Here is a 26,576-nt window from a genome sequence, read left to right as displayed (position 1 = left end):
CAGAAGGTGCAGGCACTGGCCGTTGATACGAAGTGGTGGGTGTGGACGATCCTGCTCCTGGGTGGTGTGTTCAGCACGATCTTCGCCTGGCTGATCACGCGCTCGATCGGCATCCCCGCAGTCGAGCTGAGGAAGGCGGTGGAGCGCATTGCGGGCGGGGACCTCCAGCACGAGGTACCGCATACCGCATATCCCAATGACATGGGCGCCCTCGCCCGCGCCGTTGCCGTCCTTCAGGTGGCCGCGCGTGAGCTGGAAGACCAGCGGTGGGTCAAGGCATCGTCGGCCGCCTTGTCGGCCGAACTGCAGTCCGCGACGAGTACCCAGGAACTCGCCAAGGTCTTCTTTGCCTTCATGGCGCCCCTGCTCGGCGTCGGCCGGGGTGCCCTGTACCTCCATGACGAAGTGCATCACAGGCTGCGCCTGCTCTCGGGCTTCGCCAACGATGGCCATGACGCCCCGCCGGGCCAGATCCGCCTGGGCGAGGGCCTGGTCGGCCAGTGCGCGGCAAGCAGAGCGCCGATCCTCCTTACCGATCCGCCCGCCGACTACCTGCGCATCGGCTCCGCGCTGGGCAGCGCGGCGGCAAGGTCCGTAAGCGTGATCCCACTGATCCGGGGTGCCCGACTGCTCGGCGTACTCGAAGTCGCCAGCCTCGACCTACCCAGCCCTGCGCGGCAGGCGTTGCTCGAGGCCGCCTTGCCTGCGCTGGCGGGCAATCTGGAGATCATGCAACGCGCCGAGCATACCCAGCTGCTGCTTGAGGAAACCCGGGCCCAGGCCTCGGAACTGGAAATCCAGTCCACCGAATTGGCCGCACAGAAGGATGCGATCCAGGCGACCGAAGCATGGTACCGGGGCATCTTCGATTCCTCCCCCGATGGGTTGCTGGTGGCCGGCGCGGACGGCCGCATCACCATGGTCAACCCTCAACTCGAGCGCATGTTCGGCTATGCCACTGGCGAGCTGCACGGCAAGCTTATCGAAACGCTGGTGCCCGATGCCGTGCGCGCGGCCCATCCCGGACTGCGAGACGGTTTCATGCAGGCCGGCGGCATGCGTTCCATGGCGGTGCGCAACAACGAACTGTCGGGGCGACGCCGGGACGGCAGCACATTCCCGATCGACGTGGGCCTGTCGCGGCTTCCCGCGTTCGGGGGCGGCGGGGTCTGCGTATGCGCGGCAGTGCGCGATGTCACCCGCCTGCGTGCCACCGAACAACGGCTGGGCTTCGCCCTGCGCGGCGGCAACCTTGGCCTGTGGGACTGGGACGTGGCCACGGGCACCAGCGAGGTCAACACGATATGGGCGCAGATGCTGGGATACACCTTGGATGAGCTGAGCAGTGCCGGTGGAGCGGCGAAAGCGTGGAACGCGATGCTGCATCCGGATGACAGCGTCGAGGTCCATCGGCAGTTCGACCATTGCATCAACGACCCCGAGGCCGACGACTTCGACGCCCATTTCCGCATGCGGGACCGTTCGGGCGCGTGGCGCTGGATCCACTCGTTGGGTCGCGCCACCGAACGTGACCACGGCGGACGCGCCGTGCGCCTGGTCGGCATCCACCAGGACGTGACCGAGCGCAGGCAGCTGGAGGATGAGACGCTTCGGGCCAAGGAAGCAGCCGAAGAAGCGACCCGCGCCAAGAGCGAATTCCTGGCGAACATGAGCCACGAGATACGTACGCCGATGAACGCCATCATCGGCATGTCCCACCTTGCGCTGCAGACCGAACTCGCGCCACGGCAGCGAAACTACATCGAAAAGGTGAACCGCTCTGCCGAAGCGCTGCTGGGCATCATCAACGACATCCTGGACTTCTCCAAGATCGAGGCCGGCAAGATGGGGATGGAGCGCCTCGACTTCCGGCTGGAGGACGTACTCGACCACGTAGCCAATCTGGTGTCGATGAAGGCGGAGGATAAAGGGCTCGAACTTCTGTTCAGCTGCGCTGCGGACGTCCCTACGGCGCTGGTCGGCGACGCGCTTCGTCTTGGCCAGGTGCTGCTGAACCTGTGCAGCAACGCGCTCAAGTTCACCGAGCGTGGCGAAGTGATCCTGGGCATTGAAACCGCGGCCCGCACCGAGGACGGTATCGCGCTGCACTTCTGGGTGAAGGACACCGGCATCGGGATGACCCCGGAGCAATGCGCCCGCATGTTCCAGTCCTTCAGCCAGGCCGACGGTTCGACAACGCGCCGGTACGGCGGCACCGGGCTGGGGCTGGCGATCTCGCGCACCCTGGTGGAGCTGATGGGTGGCCGGATCTGGGTGGACAGCATGCCGGACCAAGGCTCCACCTTCCACTTCCATGCGCACTTTGGCCTGCAGGCGGACCCTGCCCCGCGCCGCATGTTCCGGGCGGAGGAACTGCAGGGGCTGCGCGTACTCGTGGTCGACGACAACGCGGCCGCGCGCGAGATCCTGTCGACGATGGCCAGGCAGTTCGGGCTGGAGGTGGATACCGCGCGCAACGGCACGCAGGGGCTGCGCATGGTGCGCCAGGCCTACGCAAAGCAGCTTGCCTACGACCTGGTACTGATGGACTGGAAAATGCCGGCGATGGACGGCGTGGAAGTCGTCCGCAGGCTGCAGTCGCTCAGCGAGGGCGAGGCACCGGCGGTCATCATGGTGACCGCCTTCGGGCGGGACGAAGCGATTGCCGAAGCGGCGACCACCGGGGCGCGCCTGAAGGGTGTGCTGACCAAGCCGGTTACGCCGTCAACCCTGCTTGAGTCGATCGGCCAGGCACTCGGCACGGGCACCGTGGGCGATGACCGCATTGAACTCAAGGCGTCAGCCGGTTCAACGCGGTTCGAGCAGCTGCGGGGTTCGCGTGTGCTGCTGGTCGAGGACAATGAACTGAACCAGGAGGTTGCGCGCGAATTCCTTGGCCAGGCGGGCATCGAGGTCACGTTGGCGGTCAACGGGCAGGAAGCATTGGACATCCTGTCGCGCGAATCCACCTTTGATGGCGTGCTGATGGACTGCCAGATGCCGGTGATGGACGGCTACGAGGCGACCCGTCGCCTGCGCGCCCAGCCGCGGTTCCAGCACCTTCCCATCATCGCCATGACCGCCAATGCGATGGCAGGCGACCGCGAAAAGGTCCTGGCCGCTGGAATGGTCGACCATATCGCCAAGCCCCTGCGCATGGAGGCCATGTTTGCCTGCATGGCAAAGTGGATCGGCACCGACCGCGCCTCCAGTGCGGCGTCCGCGGTACGCGTCAGCGACCCACCCGCTTCCGCGTTCCCCCACATCACGGGCATTGATGTCGCCCGGAGCCTGGCCGGCGTCGATAACGATGTGAAGTTCTACCGGCGCCTGCTGGGCCTGTTCCGGACCGAGAACATGAGCTTCCTGCGCGATTTCACCCGGGCCCTGCGCGAGGGCGATGCCGAAGCCACGATGCGCCGTGCCCACACGCTTCGAGGGACGGCCGGAACCGTGGGCGCCATTGGCGTGGCGGAAGCGGCGGCCAGGCTGGAAAGGGCATGCCTCGACCGCGCCGACACGGACAGCCTGGAAGCCCTCCTTGCCGAGACGGCGGGGCGGCTGCAGCCGGTACTTGACGCAATTGCGTCGGCAGGCATCGATGAACGCCAGACAGCAGCCGACGCTCCCGTGACTGGCGTGCCAACGGCCGCTCCCGGGCCAGCCGCAGCGCTGCTGCTGGCGCGACTGCGCGCGCTGCTGTCGGAGAACGATGCCGACGCCCAGGAGGTATTCGAACGCCTCACGCATCAACTGCACGCAGAAGGCAATCCATTGGCGGCAGCGTTGGCGCCAATGGCCCGCTTGATCGACACCATCCGGTTTGGCGAAGCGCTTGACTGTCTGGATGCAGCGATGCGCGCCGATGGGCCATGACCCGTTTCGGCAGGGCGCAGCGGGGCAGAGCCCCGCGCTACCGGGTGGTTACTCCCACTCGATGGTTGCCGGCGGCTTGCCGGAAATGTCGTACACCACGCGCGAGACGCCACGCAGCTCATTGATGATCCGGTTGCTCACCGTGCCCAGGAAGTCATAAGGCAGGTGCGCCCAGTGCGCGGTCATGAAGTCGATGGTTTCCACCGCGCGCAGCGCGATCACCCACTCGTACGCGCGCGCGTCGCCGACCACGCCCACCGACTTCACCGGCAGGAACACCGCGAACGCCTGGCTGGTCTTGTCGTACAGGTCGGCCTTGCGCAGCTCATCGATGAAGATCGCATCGGCCTTGGCCAGCAGCTCGGCGTACTCACGCTTCACTTCGCCCAGGATGCGCACGCCCAGGCCCGGGCCCGGGAACGGATGGCGGTAGACCATGCTGCGCGGCAGGCCGAGTTCGACGCCGAGGCGGCGCACTTCGTCCTTGAACAACTCGCGCAGCGGTTCCACCAGGCCCAGCTTCATGTGCTCGGGCAGGCCGCCGACGTTGTGGTGGCTCTTGATCACGTGGGCCTTGCCGGTCTTGCTGCCGGCCGACTCGATCACGTCGGGGTAGATGGTGCCCTGCGCCAGCCACTTGGCGTTGCTGAGCTTGTTGGACTCTTCATCGAAGATGTCCACGAACAGGTTGCCGATGATCTTGCGCTTGGCTTCCGGGTCGCTCACGCCTTCAAGCTTGGCGAAGTAGCGGTCGGCGGCGTTGACGCGGATCACCTTGACGCCCATGTGCTCGGCGAACATCGCCATCACCTGGTCGCCTTCCTGCCAGCGCAGCAGGCCGGTGTCGACGAACACGCAGGTCAACTTGTCGCCGATCGCCTTGTGCAGCAGCGCGGCCACGACCGACGAATCGACGCCGCCGGACAGGCCCAGGATCACTTCGTCATCGCCCACCTGCTCGCGCACGCGCGCGATCTGGTCGTCGATGATGTTGGCCGCGGTCCACAGGGTCTGGCAGCCGCATACGTCCACCACGAAGCGGCGCAGCAGCGCCTGGCCCTGCAGGGTGTGGGTCACTTCCGGGTGGAACTGCACGCCGTACCAGCGCTTTTCCTCGTTGGCCATCGCGGCCACTGGAATGCGATCGGTGGTGGCGGTGATGGTGAAGCCCGGGGGTGCCACCGAGACGTGGTCGCCGTGGCTCATCCACACGTTCAACTTCGGCTCGCCGCCATGGTCGCTCAGGCCCTTGAACAGCGCGTCCGGGTGCACGACGTTGACTTCGGCATGGCCGAACTCGCGCTGGTCGGCCGCTTCGGTAGCGCCGCCGAGCTGTGCGGCCAGGGTCTGCATGCCATAGCAGATGCCGAAGATCGGCAGCCCGCTGTCGAACACTTCCTGCGGCGCGGCCGGCGCGCCCGGCAGCGTGGTGGATTCGGGGCCGCCAGACAGGATGATGCCCTTGGCGCCGAACGCGGCGATGTCCGCCGGGTTGTGATCCCACGCCCAGATTTCGCAGTACACGCCGAGCTCGCGGATGCGGCGCGCGATCAGCTGGGTGTACTGCGCGCCGAAATCGAGGATGAGGATCTTGTCGTTATGGATGTTGGTCATGGCGCCCGGCAATGCTGGATGGAAAACGGAGAAACGAAAATCAGGCAACGAATGGCAGATAGAGAAAGAGGAACGGGAATCAGCTTCCTCGTTCCTCTTCGCTCATGCCGCGTCAGGCGCGGTAGTTCGGCGGCTCTTTGGTGATCTGCACGTCATGGACGTGGCTCTCACGTTGGCCGGCGCCGCTGATCTTGACGAACTTCGGCTTGCTGCGCATGTCTTCGATGGTGCCGCAGCCCACGTAGCCCATGGTGGCGCGCAGGCCGCCCATCAGCTGGTGGATGATGCCGCCGACCGGGCCGCGATACGGCACGCGGCCTTCGATGCCTTCGGGCACCAGCTTGTCGGCACTGGAAGCATCCTGGAAGTAGCGGTCCTTGGACCCCTTCTCCATCGCCGCCAGCGAACCCATGCCGCGGTAGCTCTTGTACGAACGGCCCTGGAACAGCTCGGTTTCACCGGGCGATTCCTCGGTACCGGCCAGCAGGCCGCCGATCATGATGGTCGATGCACCGGCGGCCAGCGCCTTACCGATGTCGCCGGAGTAGCGGATGCCACCGTCAGCAATCAGCGGAATGCGGTCCTGCAGCGCTTCAGCCACCAGGTCGATCGCGGTGATCTGCGGCACGCCGACACCGGCGACCACGCGGGTGGTGCAGATCGAGCCCGGGCCGATGCCGACCTTGACCGCGTCCGCGCCACTGTCCAACAGCGCCAGCGCGGCTTCGCCGGTACAGATGTTGCCACCGACCACCTGCACCTGCGGGAAGTGCTTCTTGACCCAGCTGACGCGGTCCAGCACGCCCTGCGAATGGCCGTGCGCGGTGTCCACCACCAGCACGTCCACGCCGGCAGCGACCAGCGCTTCGACGCGGCGATCGGTATCGCCGCCGACGCCCACCGCGGCACCCACCAGCAGGCGCGTGGCGACGTCCTTGGCGGCGTTGGGGTAATCGGTGTTCTTCTGGATGTCCTTCACGGTGATCAGGCCGCGCAGGGCGAAATCATCGTTGACCACCAGGATCTTTTCGATGCGGTTGCGATGCAGCAGCTGCAGCACTTCCTCGGACGCGGCGCCTTCCTTGACCGTGATCAGGCGATCCTTCTTGGTCATGATGTGGCGGACCGGATCGTCCAGCTCGGTTTCAAAGCGCATGTCGCGGTGAGTCACGATGCCCACCAGCTGGCCGCCATCGACCACCGGCACGCCGGAGATGTTGCGCGCCTGGGTCAGCGCCAGCACGTCGCGGATGGTGGTTTCCGGGCCGACCGTGATCGGATCGCGGATGACACCCGCTTCGAACTTCTTGACCTTGGCCACTTCGGCGGCCTGCTGGTCCACGCTCAGGTTCTTGTGGATGATGCCCATGCCGCCGAGCTGGGCCATGGCGATGGCCAGGCGTGCTTCGGTGACGGTATCCATGGCAGCCGACAGGATCGGAAGCTTCAGCCGCAGGTCGCGCGTCAGGCGCGTTTCCAGGGTGACATCCTTGGGCAGGATGATGGAATGGGCGGGGACGAGCGAGACGTCGTCGTAAGTCAGTGCTTCAGCCTGGATGCGCAGCATCGGCATACCCGAGATGTGGGGAAGCGCGACATTTTACCCTGATTTCGCCCCGTTGGGCAGGGGGCGGATGCGACGCTGTGTCGCGCCGGCGCAGCGCGTTCATGCAGCGGTTCGGCGGCCGGGCCGCACGACCAACGGTCGTGCGCTACCGGTAGGTGACGACCGTTGGTCGCCACGGTGTCCCGGCGTCAGGATGCTTCGGCGGCTTCTATCGTGTTCTGCATCAGCGTAGCGACGGTCATCGGCCCTACCCCGCCCGGCACCGGGGTGATCCAGCTGGCCCGTGCGGCCGCCGCCTCGAAGCCCACGTCGCCGACCAGGCGGCCATCGTCCAGGCGGTTGATGCCCACGTCGATGACCACCGCGCCCGGCTTGACCCACTCGCCCGGCACGATGCCGGGGCGGCCTACCGCTACCACCAGGATGTCGGCATTGCGCACCGACTGCTCCAGCACGTCCTTGGGGGTGAACTTGTGGCAGCTGGTGACGGTGCAGCCGGCGATCAGCAGCTCCAGGCCCATCGGCCGGCCCACATGGTTGCTCACGCCGACGATGGTGGCGTTGCGGCCGCGCACCGGCTGGTCGGTATGGCCCAGCAGCGTGGTGATGCCACGCGGGGTGCACGGGCGCAGGCCGAATTCGCGCAGGGCCAGGTGGCCGACGTTCTCCGGGTGGAAACCGTCCACGTCCTTGCGCGGGTCGATGCGGTGGATCAGGCGGCTGGCGTCGGGGATCCCCGGCAGCGGCAGCTGGACCAGGATGCCGTGGATCTTCGGGTCTGCATTGAGCTGGTCGATCAGGGTCAGCAGCTCGGCTTCACCGGTGCCGGCCGGCAGGTCGTAATCGAACGCCTCGATCCCGACCTTCTCGGCGGCACGGCGCTTGTTGCGCACATACACGGTCGAGGCCGGATCGCCGCCCACCAGCACCACGGCCAGCCCCGGCCGGCTGCCACCGGCGGCCAGGCGGGCATCTACGCGCACCTTCAAGCTGTCCAGCAGGTCTTCGGCGATGCGGCGTCCGTCCAGGATGCGGGCGGAATGACGGGGGGCGGAATCGTTCATCGAATGCGGGGCGTGCGGCGGCGGAAGGGTATTGTCCCCGATTAACGTGCCGCCGAACACCGTCACAGCCGGGCATGGCCCGGCCCTACGCTGCGGTCGCGCTCACGCGCGTCATTCTTCTTCCGGCACTTCGTCGGCGTTGAGGGTGCGTGCCTTGCGCTTGGGCGCGGTGAACGGGGTCGGCGTGGGCACGCCCGGCAGCGCGCTGCCGAACACCATGTGCGCACCGGCACGCAGGTCGCCGCCGGCCATCTCCAGCTCGAAGCGCTCTGCGTCGCGTTCGCGGATCTGCTCGGCGATGTCGCGTGCGTCGTCCTCATCCGCGCCCAGCTCGACCAGCGCGGCCTGGCCGAACATCAGCGCGGATTCGAAGGTTTCGCGGATCTGGAAGTCCACCCCGGCGTGGATCAGGCGCAGCGAGTGCTCACGGTCGAACGAACGCACCAGCAGCTTGGCCTGCGGGAACTCGTGCGCGACCAGTTCGACGATGCGGTCGGCGTCCTGCGCATTGTTCACGCACACCGCGATCGCACGCGCGGTGGCCGCGCCGGAGGCGTGCAGCACATCCAGGCGGGTGCCGTCGCCGTAGTAGATCTTGAAGCCGAAGCGCTCGGCGTTGTGGATCATGTCCACGTCGTTGTCGATGATGGTCACGTCCACGTCGCGGGCCAGCAGCGACTGGCTGGCCACCTGGCCGAAACGACCGAAGCCGATCATCAGCACGCTGCCGGACATGCCCTCGGCGGTGTCCACGCCTTCCAGCGAGACTTCCCGCGCCGGCATCAGCTTGTCGTGCAGCAGCACGAACAGCGGGGTGAGCGCCATCGACAGCACCACGATGGCGGTCAGGTTGGCGTTGACCTCGATACCGATGACACCGGCAGCAGCGGCGGCCGAGAACAGCACGAAGGCGAATTCGCCGCCCTGTGCCATCACCACGCCACGATCCAGCGCCTGCCGGTGGTCGCTGCCCAGGATGCGCGCCACGGTGTAGATGCACACCGCCTTGGCCAGCATCAGCGCCAGCACGCCGGACACGATCAGCGGCCAGTTGTTGGCCACCACGGTCAGATCCAGCGCCATGCCCACGCTGAGGAAGAACAGCCCGAGCAGGATGCCGCGGAACGGTTCGATGTCGGCTTCGATCTGGTGGCGGAAGGTGGATTCGCTGAGCAGCACGCCGGCCAGGAACGCGCCCATTGCCATCGACAGCCCGCCCAGCTGCATCAGCAGTGCCGCGCCCAGCACCACCAGCAATGCGGCGGCGGTCATCACCTCGCGCGCCTTGGCGGCGGCCAGGATGCGGAACAGCGGGTTGAGCAGGAAGCGGCCCACCAGCACCAGCCCGATGATCGCGCCGGCGGCGATGGCCACGCTGATCCAGCGCGAGCCGGTACCGGCATCGGCCTGCACCGGCGCCATGAAGGCGGCCACCGCCAGCAGCGGCACGATAAGCAGGTCCTCGAACAACAGGATCGAGACGATCTTCTGCCCGGACGGCAGCGCGATATCCCCGCGCTCGGCCAGCAGCTGCATCACCACGGCGGTGGAGGTCAGCACGAAACCGGCCGCACCGATGAAGGCCACCGGCAGCGGGAAGCCGAACAGCATGCACACGCCGGTGAGCACCGCACCGCAGACCACGATCTGCAGCGTGCCCAGCCCGAAGATTTCCCTGCGCAGGCTCCACAGGTGCGAAGGCCGCATTTCCAGCCCGATCACGAACAGGAACATCACCACGCCCAGTTCGGCCGTATGCAGGATCGCCTGCGGATCGGAGAACCAGCCGAAGCCGAACGGACCGATCGCCAACCCGGCGGCGAAATAGCCCAGCACCGAGCCCAATCCCAGCCGGCGGAACAACGGCACCATCACCACTGCCGCACCCAGCAGGGCGACTACTTTCACCAGTTCACTGGCACCTGCTTCCACCGCCATGCGGTTTGTTCCTTGCAACTCCGATCAGCCATCACGATAGGACAAGTTGATGCACGGACATAGCACGCAGGTGCGCAAGATCGTGCTGGGAATGGAACGATCGGTCAGTAAATCGCCATATCGTCCTACGGACCTGCGCAGAATGCGGCGTAGTCGATGTAACCCGGGAACGCCTGCCCGGGCGCACACAGTGGGCAGGCGGGGTCCGGCCCGAGGCGGATCTCGCGGAACCGCATGCCCAGCGCGTCGAAGGTCAGCAGGCGCCCCACCAGCGGCTCACCGATCCCGAGCAGCAGCTTGAGCACTTCCGTGGCCTGCAGCAGGCCGACCATGCCCGGCAGCACGCCCAGCACCCCGGCCTCGGCACAGTTGGGCGCGAACTCCGGCGGCGGCGGCTCGGGGAACAGGCAGCGGTAGCACGGCGCCTGTCCGCGATGGCGGCCGGCGTCGAATACCGACACCTGGCCGGTGAAACGCTCCACCGCGCCGTAGACCAGCGGGATCGCGTGCTGGATGCAGGCATCGTTGAGCAGGTAGCGCAGCGGGAAGTTGTCCGAGCCGTCCAGCACCACGTCCACGCCGTCGAGCAGCGCGTCGATGTTGTCCGAGGTCACCCGCGCCTGCACCGCTTCCACGTCCAGCCGGGGGTTGAGCGCCAGCAGCCGCGCGCGGGCCGACTGCACCTTGGGTTCGCCGATGCTGGCGTCGGTATGCAGGATCTGCCGCTGCAGGTTGCTGCGCTCCACCACGTCGTCGTCGGCGATGCGCAGGTGCCCTACCCCGGCGGCGGCCAGGTAGAAGGCGGCCGGCGAGCCGAGGCCGCCTGCGCCAAGCAGTAGTACCCGCGCGCCGAGCAGCGCCTGCTGGCCGGCAACGCCGACCTGCGGCAGCAGCAGGTGGCGTGAGTAGCGTTCGTTGAAATCCCGCTCGTCGTCGCTCTGCAGCGGCTGCACTAGTGGCAGCCCGGCAGCACGCCAGGCAGTGGTGCCGCCGTGGACCGACGCGATGTGGGTGTAGCCGAGATCGAGCAGGGCCTGCGCCGCTTCCATGGAGCGTTTGCCGCTCTGGCAGATCAGCAGGATCTCGCGGTCGAGCGCTGGGAGCTGCGCGCTGGCTTCGCGCAGGAGATCGCCCTGCGCGATTCCCCTTGCGCCCTCGGCCATGCCGGTGGCGCGCTCGTGCGGTTCACGCACGTCGATCAGCAGCGCGCCGTGGAGGGTGCGTTGGCGGGCGTGCTCGGGGCTGAGTTCGGGTACTGCGGTCATGGCCCATTATGGGCGGGTTGGGTCCGGCTGGGACACGCGTAGCGTGTCGCTACCGTGGGATGGCGTCCCGGCGTGCCGGGACGCCACGGGCTTCAGCGACCCTTGACGTGCTTGATCAGGCGCTTCTTCTTGGCGATCTGACGCTCGCTCAGCACGTTCTTCTTGCCCTCGTAGGGGTTGGCACCCTCGCGGAAGATGAACTGTACCGGCGTGCCGATCAGCTTGAAACGCTTGCGGAAGAAGTTTTCCAGGTAGCGCTTGTACGACTCCGGCAGCTCCTTCAGCCGCGTGCCGTGCACGATGAAGGTCGGCGGATTGGAGCCGCCCGGGTGCACGTAACGCAGCTTGGACACGTGACCACGGATCGCCGGCGGCGGGTTGGTCTCGTAGGCGATTTCAAGCGCCTTGTTGACTTCGCTGGTGCTGAACTCGTGGGTCGCCGAGGCATGCGCCTGGTGGATCGCACGGAACAGCTCGCGCAGGCCCGAGCCGTGCTTGGCCGAGATGCGCACCGTTTCAGCCCACGGCACGAAGCCGAGCTTGCGCGAGACCAGCGCTTCGGCCTGTTCGCGCTGGTAATCGGTCAGGCCATCCCACTTGTTGATCGCCACCACCAACGCGCGGCCAGCATCCAGCACCGCGCCCAGCACGGTAGCGTCCTGGTCGGTCACGCCTTCGCTGGCGTCCAGCATCAGCACCGCCACCTGGCACTGCTCGATGGCCTGCAGGGTCTTGATGACGCTGAACTTTTCCACCACCTCTTCGACACGGCCGCGGCGACGCAGGCCGGCGGTGTCGATCAGGCGGTATTCGCGGCCGTCACGCTCCAGGTCCACCGCGATCGAGTCGCGGGTGGTGCCGGGCACCTCCGAGGCGATCATCCGTTCTTCGCCGAGAATGCGGTTGACCAGGGTCGACTTGCCCACGTTGGGGCGGCCGACGAAGGCAATGCGCATCCGGTTCGGATCGTTGTCCATCTCCTCGCCGCTGCCCTCTTCGGGCAGGCGCTGGACCACTTCTTCAAGCAGGTCGTCCAGGCCTTGGCGGTGGGCAGCGGACACGGTCAGCATTTCGCTGAACCCGTAGCGGGCGAATTCCGCGCGCACGGTGTCTTCGTTGGTGCCATCGATCTTGTTGATCAACAGCAGGGTCGGCCGCGACAGCTTGCGGAGCCACGACAGGATCTCGTCATCCAGCGCGGAGGTCCCGTCACGGGCATCCACCACGAACAGGATCAGATCGGCTTCGCCGGCGGCAGCGCGTGCCTGGTCGGCGGTTGCGCCGGCCAGGCCTTCGTCATCCTCCGAGATACCGCCCGTGTCGACGACGAGGAAAGGGTTGTCCTCGTCCAGACGGCAAACACCATAGTTGCGGTCCCGGGTGACGCCGGGCTGGTCATGGACCAGGGCGTCACGGGTACGGGTCAGCGCATTGAAAATGGTGGACTTGCCGACGTTCGGCCGTCCAACCAGGGCGACCAAGGGCAGCATCGCGGTAACTCCTTATTGTGCCAACCGGAATGCGGTCAGCTTTCCATCAACGTTCTGCACCAGCAGAATCCCATCGGCGACCACCGGCTGCGCCAGCAGGGCATCGCCGCCACTCTTGGCGCGCGCGGCCAGTTCACCATTGTCTGTCCGCAACCAGTGCAGATAACCCTTGTAGTCACCCACCACAACGTAATCGCCGTGGATGGCCGGCCCGGTCAGCGAGCGACGGGCCAGGCCGGTCTGCGACCACATGGCGCTGCCGCTGGCCTTGTCCAGGCCGAACACGCCGCCCTTGTTGTCGGTGACGATCACATTGCCCGAGGTCAGGGCCACGCCACCGGCGCCGCCATGGTCACGTGCCCACAGCGGGCGGCCGGTCGGGCCTTCGATCGCCATGGTCTGGTTCTTGAAGCTGCTCACGAACAGGGTGTTGCCTTCCAGCACCGGCGCGCCGTCCACATCGGACATGCGCTCCAGTTCGGTGCGGCCTTCACCGTTGGAGACCATCTGGTCCCACACGGTACGGCCGTCCTGCATGCCCAGCGCGGCCACGCTGCCGTCATCGTTGCCGATGAACAGCACGCCCGGGCCGGCCACCACCGGCGCGTTGCCGCGCACGGTCAGCATGGGCAGCTCACGCGGGTTGAACCACTTCTGGGTGCCGTTGCCGGCATCGAAGGCGGTCACCCGGCCATCGTTGCTGCGCACGAACACGATGCCCTGGGCGATCGCCGGCGCGGCGATCACTTCGCCCGGCACCTTGGCGCGCCACTTTTCGCTGCCGTCGTTGGCGTCCAGCGCGATGACCTGGCCATCCAGCGTACCGATCACCACCAGTCCTTCGCCGACGCCCGGGCCACCGGACAGACGCAGCTTGGGCTGCTTCTTGACCTTGGCCGGCTCGTAGGTCCAGACCGTCTTGCCGGTCTGCAGGTCCAGCGCATGCACGCCGCCGGTAATCGCGGCCGCGTACACGCGGCCATCGGCCACGACCGGGCCCTGGCGCACGCCGATGCGCTTCTCGCCCTTGCCCAGGTTGGTGCTCCAGATCCGGTCGACCTTGGCGGTCGGCTCGAACTTGACCAGCTCTGCCGGTTCCAGCGCCTTCTTGGCCTCCGCGTCCTTGCCGGCGAACCAGCCCTTGACGGTGGTGCAGCCGGACAACGCCACGCCCATCAACACCAGGGTGGCTACGCGCTTGATCATGACCATCTGCTTCATTACACCGACTCCGCAGGCTCGGTGACGGTGCCACCGGCATCCATCACTTTGGTTTCCAGCACGCGCCGCTGGGGCGCTGCCACATCCAGCGTCTTGAGCGCCTTCTCATACTGCCCGCGGGCTTCGTCACGCTTGCCCAGCGCCATCAAGGCGTCGCCATGGATTTCCAGGCTCGCACTGTCGGTGGCACTGCCCAGCAGCGTGATGGCTTCGTCGCTCTTGCCGGTGGCGATCAGCAGGCGCGCAATGCGCTGGTCGATCGCCGCCTTGTATTCCGGGTCGGCCTTGATGGCACGAAGGGTGGCCAGGGCCTCCTCGTTCTTGCCTGCATCGACCTGCGCCTTGGCCAGCTGCAGCGCTGCCAGGTCGCCGTAGACCTGGACCTTGCCGCCTTCCAGCGTCTTCACGCCCTTGGCCGCTTCGTCCAGCTTCTTGTCCTCCAGCTGCTTGAGCACCACCTGGTACTCACCGTGGGCACCCGCAAGGTGGCTGCCCTGTTCTTTCTGCCACCACTGCCAGCCGGCGATGCCGCCGATGGCAATCGCCACGCCGGCGATGATGCTGACACCATTCTTCCGCAGCCAGCTGCGGACGCGTTCACTTTGTTCGTGCTCGTCGAGCAGGTCGTCGATCGCCATGCGTACTCTCGCCCCTGCCCGTCAGGAGGGACTGTTTGAATTGGATTGTCGAAATGAATCGGAAAACGCGGCTCAGTGTGAAACCGGAGCCACGGAGCCGTCAGAGGATACCGTAAAGCGTGCCACGTTGGCTCGCTGGTAGGGCGAAAGGTCGATGATGGTACCGGCCTGCTGAACCTCCACCGCCGACGCATTGCCGAGCACCATGCGGGCTACCTGGCCCGGGCTGAAGGCGCGGGTTTCACCTGATTTGATCAGGGCTTTCTCGACGGTGCTGCCGTCGGGCGCGACGATATCCACCCAGCTGTCGCCCTTGAACTGCAGGCTGAGCGCACCGGCCGGCGCCGGCGCGGCGGCCGTGGGACGGGGCACCGGGGTCAACGAGGCCAGGTAGGGGGCCGACGGCGCCGTCGACGGCGCAGGCGCCACCACCGGCGCCGCCTGGGCAGCCGGCGCGGTGCCCGCCACCGGTACGGCGGCGGGAATCACATCCAGCGAAGCGGTATTGGGGGTGGTCGAGGCACTGTCGAAGTGGCCGCGGGTGGCGAACCACACCGGAACGGCCAGCACCGCGGTGATGCCGACATACAGGGCGCGGCGGCCGAGGCTCTCGGCGATACGGCGGGCCCGCGGGGTATGGGTGTGGCTGACCAGCTGCGGCGGCACCACCGGCCCGATGTGGGCCTGGTCCAGCACATCGCCCAGGTCGACCTTGAGCAGGCGCGCATAGCTTTTGAGCTGGCCGCGGACGAACACCGGCGCACCAAGGCGGTCCCACTGCTCGGCTTCCAGTGACTTCACCACCTGCACCGGCATGCGCAACTGCTGCCCCACTGCTTCGAGCGTCAGTCCTGCCGCTTCCCGCGCCTGCCGGAGACGTGCTCCACAGCCGGCCGCAGTGTCAAAAGCGTTCACAGTCTGGTCATCAATCACAATGCTTCAACCCCGGGAATTAGGAGCCGCATCCTGCGGAAATTCGTCGCGAATTCGCTGCAGATAACGACCGGATGCCACTGTGTCGCCAAGCTGCGCCTCGATTTGAGAGGCAAGTTGTAACACGGAACGTGTGGCCGGTGCAGCCGCAAGACGACGTTGCACGAAGGCCCGGGCCTCGAAAAAGCGGCCCTGGGCATGCTCGTTGCGGGCCATGGCCTCCAGCGCATAGGGGTTGGCCGGATCCAGCGCCAGGGCCCGGCGCAGGTCACGCACGGCGCGCTCGGGCTGGCCGGCGTCAAGCGCACAGCCCCCTGCGTTGGCCAAGGCTGCGGCCGGCGTGCGGTAACCCGGCGCGGCAACGGCCCGGTCGAACAGTGGCAACGCTTCGGTGGCGCGGCCATGACCACATAACCAGGCGCCATAGTTGTTGAGCACCTCGCCGCTGTCCGGCGCCAGCTCGGCCGCCTTCTGGAACAGCGGACCGGCGGCGGCATCGTCACCGCGCCGGTTGGCCAGCGCCGCCAGCATGATGTAGGCATCCGGCCGGCCCGCGTCGAGCTTGAGCGCGCTTCGGGCGCGCTTTTCGGAAGCATCCAGCGCTCCGGCGCGGAACGCCTCGGCCGACAATGTCATCTGGTCCTGGTAGCTGACCCGGCGACGGGTGTCAGCGTTGTCGCGCGCCACGTATTCGGGCGCTACGCCCAGCGGAGCGGTCATGGGTTTGACGCCTTTGTTGCCACACCCGGCGAGTGCCAGCGCGACGAAAAAAACGGCTGGCAATCGGCGGTCAGGCAGCGGCATCCCGGTTTTTCCCGTCCTGGAGCGTTTTGTTGAACTCGGCCTGGCGGCGGGTACGATCCATCACCTGGCCCTTGAGCTGGCCACAGGCGGCATCGATGTCGTCGCCACGGGTCCGCCGCACCATCGTCAGCACCTGCTGGTCGAGCAGGATCTTCTGGAAGGCGCGGATCTCCGCATCGCCGGAGCGCTCATAGCGGGTACCGGGGAACGGATTGAACGGAATCAGGTTGACCTTGCCCGAATGCGAGGCCTGTACGGCATTGTCGAACTGGCGCATCAGCCGCGCCAGCTGGCGGGCGTGCTCGGGCTGGTCGTTGATGCCCTTCATCAGGGTGTATTCGAAGGTGACCGATTCGCGGCGCTTGTTCGCACGCAGGTAGCGCGCGCACGAGGCCATCAGTTCCACGATCGGGTACTTCTTGTTGAGCGGCACCAGGGTCTCGCGCAGCGCATCGTTCGGCGCATGCAGCGACACCGCCAGCGACACATCGCTTTCGGCCGACAGGCGGTCGATCTGCGGCACCAGGCCGGAGGTCGACAGGGTCACGCGCTTGTTGGCCAGGCCGTAGCCCAGGTCGTCGCGCATCACGCTCATGGCGCGCACGACGTTGTCGAAATTCATCAACGGCTCGCCCATGCCCATCATCACCACGTTGGTGAGGCGACGCTGCTTGTGCGGGATGTTGCCCAGGTGGCGCGCCGCCACCCACACCTGCCCGATGATCTCGGCGGTGGAGAGGTTGCGGTTGAAGCCCTGGGTGGCGGTGGAGCAGAACGTGCAGTTCAGTGCACAGCCCACCTGCGACGACACGCACAGCGTGCCGCGGTTCTTGTCCGGGATGTAGACCGCTTCGATCGCGTTCTTGCCATCGGTGCCCATGGCCAGCAGCCACTTGTGGGTACCGTCGGCCGACGGCTTGTCGAAGACGATGTTCGGGACGCGGACTTCGGCATGCTGCTGCAGCTTGCTGCGCAGCGCCTTGCCCAGGTCGGTCATCTGGTCGAAATCGGTGACGTAGTGGTGGTGGATCCACTTCATGACCTGGTGGGCACGGTAGCGCGCTTCGCCGAGTGTCTCGGCGAAGAAGCGCTCCAATCCCTCGCGATCGAGGTCGAGCAGGTTCTGCTTGGCCACCGGCGCGCCCTGGGCGAGCACGATGGGGATGGCGTTGGGCTGTACGACCTCGTTCACGGCATTACTCTCAGCGCGAGACCACTTCGGTCGCGGCGAAGAAGTACGCGATTTCAATCGCGGCATTCTCGACCGAGTCCGAGCCGTGGGCGGCATTGGCATCGATGGAATCGGCGAAGTCGGCGCGGATGGTGCCCGGCGCAGCGTCCTTCGGATTGGTGGCGCCCAGCAGGTCGCGGTGGGCCAGCACGGCGTTGTCGCCTTCCAGCGCCTGGATCATCACCGGGCCGGAGATCATGAACTCGACCAGCGCGTTGAAGAACGGACGCTCCTTGTGCACGGCGTAGAAGCCTTCGGCTTCACGGCGCGACAGCTGCTTGTACTTGGCAGCCACGACCTTCAGGCCAGCCTTTTCGAAGCGGGCGTAGATTTCACCGATGACGCTCTTGGCGACGGCGTCCGGCTTGATGATGGAAAGGGTGCGCTCCAGCGCCATGGGAATTCTCCGTTGGGCGGGCCACTGATCGGCCCGAGAGTAACATGAAAAAAACCCGCGTCGAAACGCGGGCTTAGCCTATATACGTGGCGTGATTCTACAACCTCTCGGTACGTCTTGCCACGCCCTGCGCGGCAACCTCGCGCTGGCGGCGACTGCCCGCCGTTCAGGTTGATGGGCATGAACGAGGACCAACATCTTGTGCGTCGCAGCATGCCAGCGGCGATGCCGGGGTCTAATATCAAACAATCGTTTGATTGAACCCCTTCCCCGCCCATGGCCAAACCCGCCCACTTCTCCACCAAGGACCGCATTCTCGGCGCCGCCGAGGAGCTGTTCGCCCTGCACGGGTTCGCCGGGACATCGCTGCGCCAGGTGACCAGCCAGGCCGATGTGAACATCGCTGCGGTGAATTACCACTTCGGATCCAAGGAAAACCTGGTCAACGAGGTGTTCCGCCGGCGCATGGACGAAATGACCGCCGCCCGGCTGTCGCAGCTGGACAGCGCCCGTCGCGACCACCCCGGGCAGCTGCGGCCGGTGCTGGCTGCGTTTGTCGAACCGGCGCTGGCCATGGCCCAGGACCGCCAGACCGGGGGCGCGTTCGTGCGTGTCATCGCCCGCGCGTACGCGGAAAAGAACGACAACCTGCGCAAGTTCCTCTCCGACCACTACGGCCACGTCCTGCGCGAGTTCGGCAAGGCGATCGCCGCCAGCGTGCCGGGCCTGAGCAAGGAAGAGCTGTATTGGCGACTGGACTTCCTGGCCGGCGCACTGACCTACGCCATGGCCGATTTCGGGCTGATCAAGCGCCCCCCCGGTGTCACCGAAGCGGCGCATCGTGCCCATGCAGCCCAGGAACTCATCCATTTCGCCGAAGCCGGTTTCCGCGCCAGCGCGGCCACCGCCCCTGCGGCGGCGACCCTTGCCACCCCGTAACGCCGGACCCCATATCACCCCCGTAGAGCCGGGCCCTGCCCGGTTTCCAGACCAACAAAGGCTTATCGACATGTCCAATTCCCTGCTAGTCCGCCGCGCCGCCGTGCTGGGTGCCGGCGTCATGGGTGCCCAGATCGCGGCCCACCTGACCAATGCCGGCGTCGACACCGTGCTGTTCGACCTTCCCGCCAAGGAAGGTCCTGCCGACGGCATCGTGCTCAAGGCCATCGCCAACCTGGGCAAGCTCAGCCCTGCCCCGCTCGCCAGCAAGTCCTACGCCGAAGCGATCACCCCGGCCAACTATGAAACCGGCCTGGAGCAGCTGCGCGACTGCGACCTGATCATCGAAGCCATCGCCGAACGGATGGACTGGAAGCAGGACCTGTACAAGAAAATCGCCCCGTTCGTGGCCGATCATGCCGTGCTGGCGTCCAACACCTCCGGCCTGGGCATCAACAAGCTCGCCGACGTGCTGCCCGAACAGCTGCGCCACCGCTTCTGCGGCGTGCACTTCTTCAACCCGCCGCGCTACATGCACCTGGCCGAGCTGATCCCGGCCACCACCACCGACGCCGCCGTGCTGGAAGGCCTGGAAAGCTTCCTGGTCACCACCCTGGGCAAGGGCGTGGTGTACGCCAAGGACACCCCGAACTTCATCGGCAACCGCATCGGCGTGTTCTCGATCCTGTCCACCATCTTCCACACCCAGCAGTTCGGCCTGGGCTTCGATGAAGTCGATGGCCTGACCGGCCCGCTGGTCGGCCGCCCGAAGTCGGCCACCTACCGCACCTCCGACGTGGTCGGCCTGGACACCATGGCCCACGTCATCAAGACCATGGGCGACACCCTGCCCAACGACCCGTGGCACCAGTACTTCGCCTCGCCGAAGTGGCTGGACGCGCTGATCGCCAAGGGTGCGCTGGGCCAGAAGACCGGCGCCGGCATCTTCCGCAAGGTCGGCAAGGACATCGTGGTGCTGGACCTGGAGAAGCAGGACTACCGCGCTGCCGATCGCACCGCCGCCCCGGAAGTGGTCGAGATCCTGAAGATCAAGAACCCGGCCGAGAAGTTCGCCAAGCTGCGCGAAAGCCAGCACCCGCAGGCGCAGTTCCTGTGGGCGACCTTCCGCGACCTGTTCCATTACAGCGCCTACCACCTGGCCGACATCGCCGAAACCGCGCGCGACGTCGACCTGGCCATCCGCTGGGGCTACGGCTGGTCGCTGGGCCCGTTCGAAACCTGGCAGGCCGCCGGCTGGAAGCAGGTCGCGCAGTGGATCGCCGATGACATCGTGGCTGGGAAGAGCATGAGCAACGCCCCGCTGCCGGACTGGGTGTTCGATGGCCGCGATGGCGTGCACGCCGCCGAAGGCAGCTACAGCCCGACCCGCAACGCCAAGCTGCCGCGTTCGGCGCTGCCGGTGTACCAGCGCCAGCGCTTCCCGGATCCGCTGCTGGGCGAAACCTTCAGCCCGGGCGAAACCGTGTTCGAGAACGACGGCGTGCGCATGTGGCACGACGGCGACGGCATCGCCGTGGTCAGCTTCAAGACCAAGATGAACACCGTGTCCGACCACGTGCTCAACGGCCTGCAGGAAGCCATCAAGCGCGCCGAGCAGGGCTTCAAGGGGCTGGTGATCTGGCAGCAGAAGGAACCCTTCTCCGCCGGTGCCGACCTGGCCGGCGCGCTCGGCCTGCTGCAGGCCGGCAAGGTCGACCAGTTCGAAGAAATGGTGCACAACTTCCAGCGCACCAGCCAGGCCATCAAGTACGCGCTGGTGCCGGTGGTGACCGCCGTGCGCGGGCTGGCCCTGGGCGGCGGCTGCGAATTCCAGATGCACAGCGCCAAGAGCGTGGCCGCACTGGAAAGCTACATCGGCCTGGTCGAAGCCGGCGTCGGCCTGCTGCCGGCCGGTGGTGGCCTGAAGGAACTGGCGGTACGCGCCTCCCAGGCCGCCGGCCCGGGCGGTGATGTATTCGCCGAACTGAAGAAGACCTTCGAAACCGTGGCCATGGCCAAGGTCTCCAACTCCGCGGTCAACGCCAAGGAACTGGGCCTGATGCGCGCCACCGACAAGGTGGTGTTCAACAGCTTCGAAGCGCTGCACATCGCCAAGGCCGAAGTGCAGGCGCTGGCCGAAGGCGGCTACCGTCCGCCGATGCCGGCCCGCCGCATCCAGGTGGCCGGTGACGTGGGTATCGCTACCTTCAAGATGATGCTGGTGAACATGCTCGAGGGCCGTTTCATCAGCCCGTACGACTACGAAATCGCCGTGCGTATCGCCACCGTGCTGTGTGGTGGCGAAGTGGACCGCGGCACGCTGGTGGATGAAGAGTGGCTGCTGACCCTGGAGCGCAAGCACTTCGTCGAACTGGCCCAGCAGGAAAAGACCCAGGCCCGCATCGCGCACATGCTGAAGACCGGCAAGCCGCTGCGCAACTGACCCATAAGAGACCACCACAATGACCAAGCAGATCCAGGACGCCTACATCGTCGCCGCCACCCGTACCCCGGTTGGCAAGGCGCCCAAGGGCGTGTTCCGCAATACCCGTCCCGACGACATGCTGGCCCACGTGCTCAAGTCCGTGGTCGCGCAGGCACCGGGCATCGACGTCAACCGCATCGATGACGCCATCATCGGCTGCGCCATGCCCGAAGCCGAGCAGGGCATGAACGTGGCGCGCATCGGCGTGCTGCTGGCCGGCCTGCCGGACACCATCGCCGCGCAGACCGTCAACCGCTTCTGCTCGTCCGGCCTGCAGGCCGTGGCGATGGCAGCCGACCAGATCCGTCTCGGCAACGCCGACCTGATGCTGGCCGGCGGCACCGAATCGATGTCGATGGTGCCGATGATGGGCAACAAGATCGCGATGGCGCCGAGCGTGTTCGACAACGACCACGTGGCCATCGCCTACGGCATGGGCATCACCGCCGAGAAGGTCGCCGAGGAATGGAAGGTTTCCCGCGAAGAGCAGGATGCGTTCGCCCTGGCCTCGCACCAGAAGGCCATCGCCGCAATCCAGAACGGCGACTTCAAGGATGAGATCAGCCCGTATGACGTGCGCACCCGCCAGCCGGACCTGGCCGACGGCCGCCGCATCATCACCCGCGACCGCATCGTCGACACCGACGAAGGCCCGCGCCTGGACTCGTCCGCCGAAGGCCTGGCCAAGCTGCGCCCGGTGTTCCGCAACGGCCAGTTCGGCGGCACGGTGACCGCCGGCAACTCCTCGCAGATGAGCGACGGCGCCGGTGCGGTGCTGCTGGCATCGGAACAGGCGGTCAAGGACTACGGCCTGAAGCCGCTGGCCCGCTTCGTGAGTTTCTCGGTCGCCGGTGTGCGCCCGGAAGTGATGGGCATCGGCCCGATCGCGGCCATTCCCAAGGCGCTCAAGCAGGCTGGCCTGACCCAGGACCAGCTGGACTGGATCGAGCTCAATGAAGCGTTCGCCGCGCAGTCGCTGGCGGTGATCCGTGATTGCGGGCTGGACCCGTCCAAGGTCAACCCGCTGGGCGGCGCCATCGCACTGGGCCACCCGCTGGGCGCCACCGGCGCGATCCGGACCGCCACGCTGCTGCATGGCCTGCGCCGTCGCCAGCAGAAGTACGGCATGGTCACCATGTGCATCGGCACCGGCATGGGCGCAGCGGGTATTTTCGAATCGCTGTGATCCGGGATCCAGGTACCGACCAACGGTCGGTACCTGCCGGCCGGAAGAGATGGCCGCCTGCCGTTGGCAGGCGGGCGGAGAAGCAAAAAGGCGACCCGTCCGGGTCGCCTTTTTCATGCGCGTGCATGGGACGCGGGGCTTACCCCTCGTCTTCTTCCAGCATCTGCGCCAGCTTCTCACGCGCCGGCTTGCCCAGTTTGTGGCTTTCCAGCGCGAAGCGGATGGTGGCTTCCACCAGCCCGAGGTGGGTGCCGCAGTCGAACCGCGTACCTTCGAAACGGTACGCGTTGACCTCTTCGGTTTTCAGCAGGTCGGCAATGGCGTCAGTCAGCTGGATCTCACCGCCCGCGCCCTTGCCGGTGGCTTCAAGCAGTTCGAAGATTTTCGGGCTGAGCACGTAGCGGCCAACCACGGCCAGATCGCTCGGCGCGTCTTCCGGCTTGGGCTTTTCCACGATCTGCGCGATGCGCCCCTTGCGGCCGTCGAAGGCCTCGGTCGCCACGATACCGTAGCTGGCCGTGTTCTCGTGGGGCACGTCTTCAACCGCAATCACGCTGGCGCCCGTGGCCTGGTTGAGATCGGCCATCTGCTTGAGGGCGCCATCGCCGCGGTTCCAGATCAGGTCGTCGGGCAGCAGCACCGCGAACGGCTCGTCGCCCACCACGGATTTGGCACACAGCACCGCATGGCCCAGGCCCAGCGCTTCGGTCTGGGTCACGAACACCGCGCGCACGCCTTCCGGCAGCACGTTGCGCACCAGTTCCAGCAGCTCGGTCTTGCCCGCGCGCTCGAGCTTCTGCTCCAGCTCGTACGCCTTGTCGAAATAGTCCGCGACCGCGTGCTTGTAACGATTGGTGACGAAGATCAGGGTGTCGCACCCTGCTTCGATCGCCTCATCGACGGCGTACTGGATCAACGGCCGGTCGATGATCGGCAGCATTTCCTTGGGAACCGTCTTGGTTGCGGGAAGGAACCGGGTGCCCAGCCCCGCCACCGGGAAAACCGCCTTGCGAATGCGCTTGTTCGTCACAGCCTGTTGGCCTCTCGTGCCGGAAAGGGAAGCACCTTAGCCGACTCGACGTGAGATTCGTGTTGCAACGGCGCAAATTCCGGCATGGTCGCGAACAGGATGCTGTTGATCGCATCGGTATCGTAGTTGGCGATGGCCTCGCGCAGGCGCGGCACGTTGCCCAGCACCTGCTCGCGGGCGAAGGTGCGCACACCGGCCTCGAGGATCTTGGGATGCGCGGTCGGGCGGTAGTCCTCGTCCGAATAGAACAGGGTCTCGTGCAGCTTTTCGCCGGGACGAAGGCCGGTGTAGATGATGGCGATGTCCTTGTACGGCTGCTTGCCGGCCAGGCGGATCATCTGCTCGGCCAGCACCCGGATCGGCACCGGTTCGCCCATGTCGAGCGTATAGATCGCGCCGTGCGAGGCTGATGCCGCCGCCTGCAGGATCAGCTGGCAGGCTTCGGGAATCGTCATGAAGTAACGGGTTACTTCCGGGTCGGTGACCGTGACCGGGCCGCCCTTGAGGATCTGCTCGCGGAACACCGGCACCACGCTGCCCGCCGAGGCGAGCACGTTGCCGAAGCGCACGGTGACGAAGCGGGTATGGCTGGTCTTCTGGTCCAGGCTCTGGCAGATCATCTCGGCGTAGCGCTTGCTGGCACCCAGCGCATTGACCGGGTCGACCGCCTTGTCGGTGGAGATGAACACGAAATGTTCGATCCGCGCTTCCACGCAGGCCCGGGCCACCGTTTCGGTGGACAGGATGTTGTTGCGCACCGCTTCGCGCAGCTGCCGTTCCAGCACGGGCACCTGCTTGTAGGCCGCCGCATGGAACACCGCATCCACCTGCGACAGCGACAAGGCGTGGCGGATCACCGCCGGGTCGCCACAGTCGCCCAGTACCGCCTCCACGACCAGGTCGGGGAAGCTGCGCTTGAGTTCGGCCTCGATGGTGAGCAGCAGCAGCTCGCTCATTTCCAGCAGTACAACCCGCCCTGCCCCGTGGCGCGCGCACTGGCGGCACAGTTCCGAGCCGATCGAACCACCGGCGCCGGTCACCAGCACGGTGCGCCCGCCCAGCCAGCCGCGGATCAGCGACCAGTCCGGCAGGATCGGCTTGCGCCCCAGCAGGTCCTCGATCGCCACTTCCTTCAGCTCACCGGGCAGCGAATGGCCCAGCAGCACGTCGTTGAGCTTGGGCACCATGCGGAATGGCACCCCGGTGCTTTCGCAGATGGCCACCACCCGCTGCATGCCGGCGGCATCCAGCGACGGAATGGCGATCACCAGCAGCTTGGCCGCGGTTTCGCGTACCACCGAGGCGGCATCGTCCAGCGTGCCCAGGATAGGCAGGCCCTGAAGCTTCGCCCCCTGCAGGTGCGGCGCGTCGTCGAGCAGGCCAACCGGTTCGAAATCCCCCGACCGGCGCAGGTCGCGGACCAGCGCTTCGGCAGCCTGGCCGGCGCCCAGGATGAGCACCCGGCGCGCGGTCGCATCCGACTGCAGCGCCTGGTAGTCCTTCCATGCCCGGTACAGCAGGCGGGGCGCGCCCAGCAGGGCCGACAGCGCGAAGGGATAGATCACCAGCACCGACATCGGCACGCCATTGAAGCGCTTGTAGGCCAGCACCACCACGATGGCCAGCAATCCGATGAAGCTGGATTTGAAGATGTGCAGCAGGTCGGCCACGCTGGCGAACCGCCACAGCCCCCGGTACAGGCCCACGCGCCAGAACACGATGGCCTGGATCACCAGCACCAGCGAGGTATCGATGTTCCACAGCGGCAACGAGGGCGCATCGGCCAGCATCGAATAGCGGCCGGCATGCAGCAACTGCCAGCACGCCCAGACCATGAACAGGTCGTGGGCCACGATGGCGGCACGGGGAAGCAGACTCGTGAAACGGTCCTGCCAAGGCGTCATAAAGCAAACAATCCTTCTAGTAGCGCATTCCATTGCGCAGGAGCAGCCAAAGACCGGTCGCGAGGAACATCCACGCTACGGCTACGGCAGCCTCCCACCTCGGCTGCAAATACGTGCAAGCATTAAACACTGTAATACTGAACAGACCAAAAACAAAGTACGTCCCTGTAACCGAAGTGTGCGTTGCACCACTTTTGACGGCACGTTGATACAGATGTTGGGTGTGGGGCTCCATCCATCTTTGCCCCGACAGCATGCGCGAAAGCAGTGTGAAGCCAGCGTCCACGAGGAAAGCCGTCAGCGGTACCAGCAGCAGCAGCCACGAGATGTCGGTTGCCACGCTGGCCAGGCAGACCAGGGCTGCGACGGCATAACCTAACGCCCCGCTGCCCACATCGCCCATGAAGATCCTTGCATTCGGAAAATTGAACGGCAGGAAACCCAGGCAGGCCAGTGCCAGGACAATCCCAGCCAACGCCAGCGGACCCGGCAGGACAAGCGCGAACGCGGCGCCGGCCAGAATGGCCTGGCTGGTCGCGATCCCGTTGATCCCATCCATGAAGTTCCAGATGTTGATCAGGGATGTCGTAAACAGCAGCGCCAGCAGCGCCTGCCAGGGGTTGCCTGTTGCCTCCCAGACCAGACCTGCCAGCAGGCCGGCGGCCAGCAGATGGACCAGCAACCGGCGCACCGCCGGCAGCGGCCGGTGGTCGTCCCACCAGCCGATCCCGGCCACCAGCACCAGGCCCAGCCCCGACACCAGCAACGGCGTCCGGGCGCCCGGCCAGATGACCGCCGCCGCGGCCAGCGCCAGCAGCAGGGTCACCACGATGGCAATGCCGCCCCCGCGTGGGGTCGCCACGACATGGCTGCGGCGTTCCCCGGGCTGGTCGAACAGCTTGCGCCGCAGCGCGTACCGGCGGGCGCACCACGTGAGCACCGCCGCCACCGCCAGCACGGCTGGCAGCCCCATCCACCACGCCGCCGGCATGGC

19 protein-coding genes are annotated in these 26,576 nt (G+C 66.5%); 4 read left to right on the top strand and 15 right to left on the bottom strand.

Going from position 1 to position 26,576, the window contains the following annotated elements; translation table 11 throughout:
• The first annotated feature begins 39 nt into the window (after positions 1-39).
• Entirely contained in the window at positions 40-3,876 is a 3,837-nt protein-coding gene (locus AC06E7_RS15950) for a response regulator (RefSeq protein ID WP_478065384.1), read from the top strand.
• 48 nt (positions 3,877-3,924) lie between these two features.
• Here the strand turns inward: AC06E7_RS15950 and guaA are convergent, their stop codons facing one another.
• The 12 genes from guaA to ndk all read right to left on the bottom strand — a co-directional run bounded on the left by guaA (position 3,925) and on the right by ndk (position 18,038).
• A complete protein-coding gene (guaA, locus tag AC06E7_RS15945; protein WP_093534421.1) occupies positions 3,925-5,490 on the bottom strand; it encodes a glutamine-hydrolyzing GMP synthase in 1,566 nt (521 codons plus the stop codon).
• A gap of 112 nt (positions 5,491-5,602) precedes the next feature.
• Complete coding sequence (gene guaB, locus AC06E7_RS15940; RefSeq protein WP_068854633.1) at positions 5,603-7,057, bottom strand: IMP dehydrogenase; 1,455 nt, start codon at positions 7,055-7,057, stop codon at positions 5,603-5,605.
• A gap of 188 nt (positions 7,058-7,245) precedes the next feature.
• On the bottom strand, positions 7,246-8,121 hold the full coding sequence (gene folD, locus AC06E7_RS15935; protein WP_068851333.1) for a bifunctional methylenetetrahydrofolate dehydrogenase/methenyltetrahydrofolate cyclohydrolase FolD: 876 nt from the start codon (positions 8,119-8,121) through the stop codon (positions 7,246-7,248).
• A gap of 111 nt (positions 8,122-8,232) precedes the next feature.
• Positions 8,233-10,059, bottom strand: coding sequence for a monovalent cation:proton antiporter-2 (CPA2) family protein (locus AC06E7_RS15930; RefSeq protein WP_478065304.1), 1,827 nt, complete (start codon positions 10,057-10,059; stop codon positions 8,233-8,235).
• A gap of 125 nt (positions 10,060-10,184) precedes the next feature.
• Positions 10,185-11,324, bottom strand: a complete 1,140-nt coding sequence (gene moeB, locus AC06E7_RS15925; protein WP_478065303.1) for a molybdopterin-synthase adenylyltransferase MoeB — start codon at positions 11,322-11,324, stop codon at positions 10,185-10,187.
• A gap of 92 nt (positions 11,325-11,416) precedes the next feature.
• The gene (gene der / locus AC06E7_RS15920; RefSeq protein WP_068851324.1) at positions 11,417-12,814 is read right to left on the bottom strand and encodes a ribosome biogenesis GTPase Der; all 1,398 of its coding nucleotides are present in this window, start codon (positions 12,812-12,814) and stop codon (positions 11,417-11,419) included.
• Between the two features lie 12 nt (positions 12,815-12,826).
• Positions 12,827-14,035, bottom strand: coding sequence for an outer membrane protein assembly factor BamB (gene bamB / locus AC06E7_RS15915; protein WP_095364619.1), 1,209 nt, complete (start codon positions 14,033-14,035; stop codon positions 12,827-12,829).
• Positions 14,035-14,673 carry a YfgM family protein gene (locus AC06E7_RS15910; protein ID WP_478065302.1) on the bottom strand — a complete coding sequence of 213 codons (639 nt, stop codon included), beginning with the start codon at positions 14,671-14,673 and terminating at the stop codon, positions 14,035-14,037. The genes bamB and AC06E7_RS15910 overlap by 1 nt, the downstream gene beginning before the upstream one ends.
• A gap of 72 nt (positions 14,674-14,745) precedes the next feature.
• Positions 14,746-15,606, bottom strand: a complete 861-nt coding sequence (locus AC06E7_RS15905; RefSeq protein WP_478065301.1) for a helix-turn-helix domain-containing protein — start codon at positions 15,604-15,606, stop codon at positions 14,746-14,748.
• Between the two features lie 6 nt (positions 15,607-15,612).
• Positions 15,613-16,410, bottom strand: a complete 798-nt coding sequence (locus tag AC06E7_RS15900) for a tetratricopeptide repeat protein (protein WP_068851312.1) — start codon at positions 16,408-16,410, stop codon at positions 15,613-15,615.
• Positions 16,397-17,602 carry a dual-specificity RNA methyltransferase RlmN gene (gene rlmN, locus AC06E7_RS15895; protein ID WP_093534407.1) on the bottom strand — a complete coding sequence of 402 codons (1,206 nt, stop codon included), beginning with the start codon at positions 17,600-17,602 and terminating at the stop codon, positions 16,397-16,399. The genes AC06E7_RS15900 and rlmN overlap by 14 nt, the downstream gene beginning before the upstream one ends.
• 10 nt (positions 17,603-17,612) lie before the next feature.
• Positions 17,613-18,038 (bottom strand): nucleoside-diphosphate kinase, encoded by a 426-nt coding sequence (gene ndk, locus AC06E7_RS15890; protein WP_478065300.1) that lies wholly within the window; start codon positions 18,036-18,038, stop codon positions 17,613-17,615.
• A gap of 276 nt (positions 18,039-18,314) precedes the next feature.
• On the opposite strand from ndk, the gene AC06E7_RS15885 reads away from it, so the two are divergent.
• The 3 genes from AC06E7_RS15885 (at position 18,315) to AC06E7_RS15875 (ending at position 22,648) form a co-directional block, all read left to right on the top strand.
• Complete coding sequence (locus AC06E7_RS15885; protein ID WP_478065299.1) at positions 18,315-18,977, top strand: TetR/AcrR family transcriptional regulator; 663 nt, start codon at positions 18,315-18,317, stop codon at positions 18,975-18,977.
• Between the two features lie 70 nt (positions 18,978-19,047).
• The gene (locus AC06E7_RS15880) at positions 19,048-21,420 is read left to right on the top strand and encodes a 3-hydroxyacyl-CoA dehydrogenase/enoyl-CoA hydratase family protein (protein ID WP_217538379.1); all 2,373 of its coding nucleotides are present in this window, start codon (positions 19,048-19,050) and stop codon (positions 21,418-21,420) included.
• A 19-nt stretch (positions 21,421-21,439) separates the two neighbouring features.
• The gene (locus AC06E7_RS15875; RefSeq protein ID WP_068851296.1) at positions 21,440-22,648 is read left to right on the top strand and encodes an acetyl-CoA C-acyltransferase; all 1,209 of its coding nucleotides are present in this window, start codon (positions 21,440-21,442) and stop codon (positions 22,646-22,648) included.
• A 139-nt stretch (positions 22,649-22,787) separates the two neighbouring features.
• Here the strand turns inward: AC06E7_RS15875 and galU are convergent, their stop codons facing one another.
• Genes galU through AC06E7_RS15860 form a run of 3 tightly spaced genes read right to left on the bottom strand, consistent with a single transcriptional unit; the run spans position 22,788 to position 26,573 of the window.
• Positions 22,788-23,678, bottom strand: a complete 891-nt coding sequence (gene galU / locus AC06E7_RS15870; RefSeq protein WP_068851293.1) for a UTP--glucose-1-phosphate uridylyltransferase GalU — start codon at positions 23,676-23,678, stop codon at positions 22,788-22,790.
• Positions 23,675-25,582: a polysaccharide biosynthesis protein gene (locus AC06E7_RS15865; RefSeq protein ID WP_184123889.1), complete on the bottom strand. Its 1,908-nt coding sequence runs from the start codon at positions 25,580-25,582 to the stop codon at positions 23,675-23,677. Before AC06E7_RS15865 ends, galU begins: the two co-directional genes overlap by 4 nt.
• A gap of 16 nt (positions 25,583-25,598) precedes the next feature.
• Positions 25,599-26,573: an MraY family glycosyltransferase gene (locus AC06E7_RS15860; protein WP_184123892.1), complete on the bottom strand. Its 975-nt coding sequence runs from the start codon at positions 26,571-26,573 to the stop codon at positions 25,599-25,601.
• Between the last annotated feature and the right edge of the window lie 3 nt (positions 26,574-26,576).

The organism is Stenotrophomonas sp. Steno-Z4 (assembly GCF_056393145.1).
Note: the sequence above shows the minus strand (reverse complement) of the source record. Positions and strands in the feature narration are given on the sequence as shown.